General features: G+C 69.4%; 6 protein-coding genes. All 6 read right to left on the reverse strand.

What is annotated here, in order from left to right; translation table 11 throughout:
• Positions 1-65: 65 nt before the first annotated feature.
• The 6 genes from ACIBK8_RS33370 to ACIBK8_RS33395 all read right to left on the reverse strand — a co-directional run bounded on the left by ACIBK8_RS33370 (position 66) and on the right by ACIBK8_RS33395 (position 5,690).
• On the reverse strand, positions 66-764 hold the full coding sequence (locus ACIBK8_RS33370; protein WP_399046165.1) for a type 1 glutamine amidotransferase domain-containing protein: 699 nt from the start codon (positions 762-764) through the stop codon (positions 66-68).
• A gap of 84 nt (positions 765-848) precedes the next feature.
• Positions 849-1,436 (reverse strand): TetR/AcrR family transcriptional regulator, encoded by a 588-nt coding sequence (locus ACIBK8_RS33375; protein ID WP_399046167.1) that lies wholly within the window; start codon positions 1,434-1,436, stop codon positions 849-851.
• Positions 1,437-1,503: 67 nt separating this feature from the next.
• Complete coding sequence (locus ACIBK8_RS33380) at positions 1,504-2,340, reverse strand: alpha/beta fold hydrolase (RefSeq protein ID WP_399046169.1); 837 nt, start codon at positions 2,338-2,340, stop codon at positions 1,504-1,506.
• Between the two features lie 209 nt (positions 2,341-2,549).
• The gene (locus ACIBK8_RS33385) at positions 2,550-5,261 is read right to left on the reverse strand and encodes a Helicase associated domain protein (RefSeq protein WP_399046171.1); all 2,712 of its coding nucleotides are present in this window, start codon (positions 5,259-5,261) and stop codon (positions 2,550-2,552) included.
• A 37-nt stretch (positions 5,262-5,298) separates the two neighbouring features.
• Positions 5,299-5,463, reverse strand: coding sequence for a hypothetical protein (locus ACIBK8_RS33390; protein WP_399046173.1), 165 nt, complete (start codon positions 5,461-5,463; stop codon positions 5,299-5,301).
• Positions 5,460-5,690: a hypothetical protein gene (locus ACIBK8_RS33395; RefSeq protein ID WP_399046175.1), complete on the reverse strand. Its 231-nt coding sequence runs from the start codon at positions 5,688-5,690 to the stop codon at positions 5,460-5,462. Before ACIBK8_RS33395 ends, ACIBK8_RS33390 begins: the two co-directional genes overlap by 4 nt.
• Between the last annotated feature and the right edge of the window lie 709 nt (positions 5,691-6,399).

Below are 6,399 nucleotides of genomic sequence, written 5' to 3' on the forward strand. Positions count from 1 at the left end.
GTGGGCTTGTGCCGGTGGGTCCGCGGGGTCAGCGGTCTGTGTGGTGGTGTTGGTCGGGGTGTGGGTTATGCGCGGGCTTCGTCGACCTGGTTGACGAGGGTGAGGAGGGCGTCGGCGGCGGGGCCGGAGGAGGCGGGGCTCTGGCCGGTGATGAGGAGGCCGTCGATGACGACGTAGGGCTGCCAGTTGTCGGTCTTGGTGTAGTCGGCGCCGAGCTTGTTGAGTTCGTCCTCGACGAGGAAGGGGACGATGTCGGTGAGGCCGGCGTCGGCTTCCTCGCCGTTGGTGAAGCCGGTGACCTTGCGGCCGCGGACGAGGGGGGTGCCGTCGGGGTTGGTGGCGTGGCGCAGGGTGCCGGGGGCGTGGCAGACCAGGGCGAGGGGCTTGCCGGCGCGCAGGGTGGTTTCGATGAGGCGGACGGAGGTGGGGTCTTCGGCCAGGTCCCACAGGGGGCCGTGGCCGCCGGGGTAGAAGACGGTGTCGAAGTCGTCGGCGGAGACGGTGTCGAGCCGGACGGTGTGGGCGAGGTCGGCCATGGCGTCGGGGTCGGCCTCGAAGCGGCGGGTCTCGTCGGTCTGGAACGCGGGTTCGTTGCTCTTGGGGTCCAGGGGCGGCCGGCCGCCCCTGGGGGAGGCGAGTACGACTTCGGCGCCGGCATCCTTGAAGCGGTAGTAGGGGGCGGCGAGTTCCTCCAGCCAGAAGCCGGTCTTGCGGCCCGTGGTGCCGAGCTCGTCGTGCGAGGTGAGAACAATGAGGATCTTCATGGAGTGCACTTCCTTTGAGTAGACCGGTCGACTCCGGCGAGGTACGGAAGAGCACCGGTGTGACCGGGTTCTGTGCTCTTGGTTCTACAGGTGCAGCAGCTGACGGGTGACCGTCATCGTGGTGTCCAGGGGGCCGAGGTGGCGGTGGATCTTGACCATGACGCTTGCTCCGAGCCACATGTCGTAGAGGGACTGGGCGATGTCGCGGGCGGAGACGTCGGTCGTGAGTGATCCGTCCTTGAGGCCGGCCGTGATCGTCCGTTCCAGGCGGTCGATGACGGCGGTGGTGCCTTCCTTCAGGGCGATCCGCATCGCCTCCGACAGGTCGGAGACCTCCGCGCCGAGTTTAACGGCCAGGCACTTGCCCTGGCATTCGTCGACGCTCTGCGTCTCGCGCCAGTTCTGCCAGTAGTTCATCAGCCGCTGCGCCGAGGTCAGGCCGGGCTCGGCGAGGATGCGGTCCATGTCGGCGAGGTAGTCGGTGAAGTAGGCCCTTATCATGGCCTCGCCGAAGGCGTCCTTGGAGCCGAAGAAGTGGTAGAACGAGCCCTTCGGCACTCCGGCCGCGGTGAGGACTTCGTTGATGCCCACTGCGGAGAATCCCTTGCGGGCCATGATCCGCTGGGCGGTGTCGAGGATGCTGCGGCGGGTGTCGCCCTGGATGGTAGGCATGTTTCCCACTGTATCACCCATTAGACCGGTCGTCTGGTTGGTGGCAAGTGCCGCATGGCGTGGCGCGTCAGCGGGCGAGGAAGTCCAGGAGGATCTCGTTGACCTCGGTGGTGTGGGTGGTGAGCAGGCCGTGGGGTGCGCCGTCGATCTCGACGTACTTGGCGGCGGGCAGGGCTTTGGCGAAGCGGCGTCCGGTGGCGTCGACGGGCAGGGTGCGGTCGCCCGTGCCGTGCACGATCAGGGCGGGGACGTCGATCCGGGGGATGTCTGCCCGGAAGTCGGTGGGCCAGGTCAGCGGGGCGGCGGCCGAGGCGATCGGGCCCGCGCCGGCCGCCACGTTCCAGGCGTTGCGCACGGCTTCCTCGCTCACCCGGGTGCCCAGGTTCTCGTCGAGGTTGAAGAAGTCGGTGTAGAAGCCGGTGAAGAAGGCGTAGCGGTCCTTCTTTACCGCCTCGGAGACGCCTTCGAAGAAGGAGAGCGGGGCGGCGCCATCGGGATTGTCGTCGGTGATCGCCAGGTACGGTTCCAGTGATGCGAGGAACACGGCCTTGGCGACCCGGCCGGAGCCGTAGGCGGACAGGTAGCGGGCGACCTCACCGGTGCCCATCGAGAAGCCGACCAGGACCGCGTCACGCAGGTCGAGGGTCTCCATCACGGTGTTCAGGTCGGCGGCGAACGTGTCGTAGTCGTAACCGGTGGCCGGCTGACTGGACTTGCCGAAGCCCCGCCGGTCGTAGGTGATCACCCGGTGACCCGCGGCCAGCAACGCCGGAACCTGCCCCTCCCAGGAGTTGCCGTCCAGCGGGTAGCCGTGGATGAGGACGACCGGCTGCCCGGCCCCCTTGTCCTCGTAATGCAGCTCGATGTCGGTGCTGTTCTCCGTGCCGACCTTGATACGCCCCATGATGCCTTCCCCTTTCCGGGAATCCGGTGCCTGCCGCGTTCCGACACTCAGAACTATACGACCGGTCTACTCGACCTGCAACCCCCACCACGATGCCGATCGAGGGGGCGCCGCATGACTGCTGGCGTTGTCGGTGTCTCCGGACACGGTGCGAAGCGATGGGCCGGCCGGTGATCGTGAGGGACTCGCGGTCATGGTGCAGGAGGCGGTCAGCGGCTGCCTGGGGTGGCCTCGACGCCCGGGGCCGGGCCTGCCCAGTGCATGCCGAGTTCCCGTAGGGCATCCAGCTGTTCCTGAGTGAGTTTGTCGCGTCTGGTTTTGGTGTTGGAGATCCATACGCCCAGCTTTACGGCTACTGGTTCGGTCTCGTGGTCGACGGTGACCGTTTCGCTGTGGCCGCGTGGCACCGGCCGGTTGATGCCTTCCCGTTCTACCCATTGCGTGAGGGCGGCCAGGCCGCGTTGGAAGGCCTGCTGCGCCTTGCCCGGACCCTTCCCCTTCGTCGTACGAGCGGCTGCCGGGGCGGGTGCCGGTGCCCCACCGGGTTGTACTCCCAGCGCGGTCAGTCGTTCCTGTTGTTCGGCGGAGAGCTGCGCCCAGGTGCCCGGATTCTTCTGCCGCTCCAGCCACTTGCCCAAGTCGTCTCCCTCGAACAGCACCCCAGGGCCGATGGCTGGCAGGTGGCCGTCGGCGTCGACGAGGTCGGCGAGCACCCGGTAGTGGCGTTGCCAGTCCAGCGGCCAGGGGCAGTTCCAGTCCGGGTCGATCTCCGTCAGCTGCTGCGCGCGGGCGGCGGCCCGCTGCGGGTCCTTGCCGAGGCCGTCCTTGCGTCGGAGGTTGGCCATGTCCTGCCCTACGCGCGCCATCGCCTCTCCTTCGCCCCATACCGCGTCCTGACGCGGCGCGAGGTGCCCGGTGGCCCTTCGGTAGGACCGGAACGTGGCGAGCTTGTTCTCCCACGCTTCCTCGCCCGGCTCCCAGACCATCCCGGCTTCCGGCGCGTCCAGCAGGGTCTTGCGCCGCGGCTCCAGCTCGCCGACCCGCAGGGCTTTGCGCTGCTGGTGGACCCACCGCCCGAGGGGGAAGTCCTTCGTCACGCCGACGGTGACCTCAACGTCATAGGGGACGGCGTGCAGGCCGGTGATCTCGTTCTCCGCCCGCCACCGCAGCAGGGCCTGGTAGCCCTCCAGCCACACCAGGGACTCCGGCCGGTACACCCGGGTGCGCAGGAACGCCGCGATCGTCGCCGTGTCTCTCGGAGAGGAGAAGTGCAGCAGCGCCGCCTTGGCACCGGCCTGCGTGCCGTCCTCCTCCTGCCCCTCGCCGTCACCCTCGTCGCCGGCCCCGACGATTCGCCCGTCCTCGTCCCGCCGGACGTGGACCTTACGCTTCCCGCTGGTGAGCGCGCGGGAGGCGAGCTGCTCGACCAGGCGCTCATCATGCGAGCGCAGGCCCTGGAGCACGGCCGCGAGAGGCTTGAAGCTCGCGGAGGCAACCATGCCGGCCGGGTCCTCCCCAGCCTCCAGGAACACCGGCACGATGATGCGCGCGACCTTCGTGCTGCCGTCGCGATGGGGCCGCAGCGCCCGGCCGATGTTCTGCACGACCTCCACCTGGGAGCCGCGGGTATCGGCGAAGCACACGGCCTCCACTCCCCGCTCGCCGGTGATGTCGACGCCCTCACCCAGTACGCGGCAGCTCGCGAGGAACGCCCGGTGCACCCGGCGCCCGGCCGCGTCGATGCCATGGGCGAACTGCCGCAGGACCTCCCGCCGTTCGGCCACGAGGTGGTCGCCGCACAGCCACGCCGACCAGACCCGGTCCGGGGGTACGTGGCGGCCGGCCTCCAACTCGTAGAACTCCGCGCCGATCGACGACTCCGGCAGCCGGTCCGCGGACGCCAGGCTGCCGTCGCAGGCGTCGTTGGCGTACAGCTCGGCTGCGGTCTGAGGCATCTTCTCCGCGAACGCCGCGGCTTCCTCCACCTTCTGATGGAACGTCATCACGGTGCGCAGGTTGTATGCGGCGGCGTGCTCCAGGAGCGCCGTCTGCAGAAGCGCCAGGCGCCGGCCGCGCCGCGCTTCCTCCGACTCCCCGAGTTCAGGGGAGGGGTCGCGGATCTCCAGGACGTCGATCTCGAAGCCGGCGAGGATCCCGCGCTCGATCGCCTCCGAGAGCCCCAGTTCGGCGAGCCACGAGCCGTACGTGCCGTCCGGGTCGTCGGTCATGGTCGCGATTTCCAGCTCCTGGCCGTCCGTGCCGTTCCGCGGCCGGGCCGCCGCGAGGATGCGCGGGGTCGCGGTGAGGTAGAGCCGGAAGTCCGCCGGGATCCGCTGGTTGTCGTGGACCGCTGCCCACGGCCGGCCGAGATCACCGGCGGTGCCGTGTGCCTCATCCACAATCGCGAGGTCGAAGCCGGCCATGCGCTGCCCGTACAGCCGCTCCCCGCCCGCCAGAGCAGCTTCCAGCGGCCCGCGGACCTTCCGCCGACCCGTCAGGTCCTCCGGGTCCTCACGGTCCACAAGCGAGGCGTACGTGGCGAACACGACGACCGGCCCGGCCCCTGCCCACAGCGCGAGCCGGACCGGGTTGGTGGTGGTGCGCACCCCCAGCGAGTTGAGCACCGCATCGTTCTCCAGCGAGCACACCGCGACCATCGGCGCCCGATGGCCCACCAGACGCCACGCCTGGGCGGTCTGCGCCAGCAGGTCCAGGGTCGGGACCGTGACGAGGATCCGGCCGTCCGCGAACGACTCCAGCGCGCACGCAGCGGCCGTGATCGTCTTGCCCGATCCGGTCGCGGACACGATCGTGCCCCGGGCACCCTGCGCGGGCACAGATGACCTTGCAGGGAATCCCACCCACCTACGAAACGCCGACCGCTGATCTACCTGGTGTTCCCTGAGCTGAATCGCTGACATTTCCATGCCTCTCCTAAGCCTGAATTCCCGTGGCCTTTCAGATAGCCGCGTGCGGAATACAGGCCGCACCAAGGCCGTTCCAGACCGACGCATCTGCCCTGTGCCAGCCGCCAGGCTTTCCGTCCTTGAAGGGCAGCTTGCCGTCCGGGGCGCAGTGCCCGGCACCGAGCATGCAGACGATGACGTCCCCGTCGCTGTTCACCGTTCGCACGATGCACAGACCGCCGGCCTCGCCCAGCGCCGCTGCGTGGTGTGCGGGTACGTGCGCGGCAGCACGGCCGCCCGGACGAACCTCTCCAGCCGCACCAGGTCCGTCCGCTCACGCTCCCTCAAGTTCGCCAAATTTACGGCCAGTTCGGTGGCACCGGCCGACCCGCCACCGCGCCGCGTCCAGTCCCGGTCCGCGATGTCCACCAGGGCCTCGCTCACGGCCGTCACTCCGCCATCCCACCCGTCCGCGAACACCGCGCCCCGAGAGGCCGGCGCCATGCCGTCCAGCTCGACCACCTCGCTCTGCGCCCCAGCGATGGCTCCGGCCCCAGCGCGGCCACCGGGTCGTCCGTCTCGCTTGCGGGCACACCCTGGTGGCCAGGAGGCGAACAGCCTCAACCGAGCATTGACGCCCACCGTCTGACACTGGCCCACCCGCTGCACAGAATCGCTGCTCAGCGCGAGACCGGGTCCGGTAGATTCATGACGACCGGTCATCTGCGGCCGTTCCTCTCGGAATTCTAGGGAGGTTTCCGGGTAGTTGTGGGGTGTCCTGTGTTTCCGCCAACAGTACATGCTGCATCAATCTGATGCAGCATGTACACCCGAGCCCACAGGAACGAGCGCCCCCCACCCTCCCAGCCAGCTTGGCCCGCGTCAGCGGGCCCCAACGGTTCTGGAGGCGCAGCCGGAGGGACCGTCAGGCGGGGGAAGCGCAGCGGACCCCGCCTCAAGGTACGGAGCGAAGCGGAGGGCCGCCCGCTTCGGGAGCGCAGCGGACGAAGCGTCACCCCCTCGACGCAGTCGAGGGGGTGAGCGGGATGCGCAGCATCCCGCTCCGCTCACGCGGAGCGTGAGCGCAACCCCCGCGCGCAGCGCGGGGGTTCGCTTGCCCATCGCGAAGCGATGGGGTACCCGCTCCGCGGGG

Source organism: Streptomyces sp. NPDC050161, from assembly GCF_044460025.1.
Classification (GTDB): domain Bacteria; phylum Actinomycetota; class Actinomycetes; order Streptomycetales; family Streptomycetaceae; genus Streptomyces.